The sequence below is a fragment of the Streptomyces sp. 13-12-16 genome, assembly GCF_002114215.1.
Taxonomy (GTDB): domain Bacteria; phylum Actinomycetota; class Actinomycetes; order Streptomycetales; family Streptomycetaceae; genus Streptomyces.
In genome coordinates this window covers 1-555 of sequence record NZ_NCTE01001354.1, presented here as the reverse complement: position 1 = coordinate 555, position 555 = coordinate 1, and the positions used below count along the sequence as shown (strand labels likewise).

1 protein-coding gene is annotated in these 555 nt (G+C 77.5%); it reads right to left on the bottom strand.

Annotation, left to right across the window (positions count from 1 at the left end; all coding sequences use genetic code 11):
* Positions 1–555: AlkA N-terminal domain-containing protein (locus tag B7767_RS40790; RefSeq protein ID WP_143652949.1), on the bottom strand; the 555-nt coding region annotated here is incomplete at both ends.

Below are 555 nucleotides of genomic sequence, written 5' to 3'. Positions count from 1 at the left end.
CGGGTGTCGGCCCCGAGTCGCTCGTCGACGGCGTACGGGTCGGCGTCCAGGTCGAACAGCCGCCGCAGGCGTTGTACGGCGGTGGTCAGATCGCGGGGGTCGGTGAGGTGGACGCGGGCGTCGAGCCAGCCGCCGGGGTGGGCGCCCGGCCCGGTGTGCGGGCGTTCGTCGACGGCGGCGATGCCGGTGCCGTAGGGCAGGCGCAGGGTGCGCCGGTAGGTGCGGGTGCCCGGGGTGCCGCTCACGTCCTCGACGCCGGGGACGGCCTCGCGTTCCAGCAGGTCGAAGACGGGTCCCGCCCGGTAGGGGCCGCGGTGGGCGAGCCGCAGGGGGATTCCGGCGGACGGGGTGGCGGTGCGCGTCCGGCCCCGGTGGGGTGCGGAGGCGCGCAGCTCGCTGGGGGTGGTGGCGTACACGGCCCGTACGGTGTCGTTGAACTGCCGCACGCTGGCGAATCCGGCGGCGAAGGCGATCTCGGTGACCGGCAGCCCGGTGGTCTGCAGGAGGACGCGCGCGGCGTGCGCCCGCTGGGCGCGGGCGAGCGCGACGGGCCCG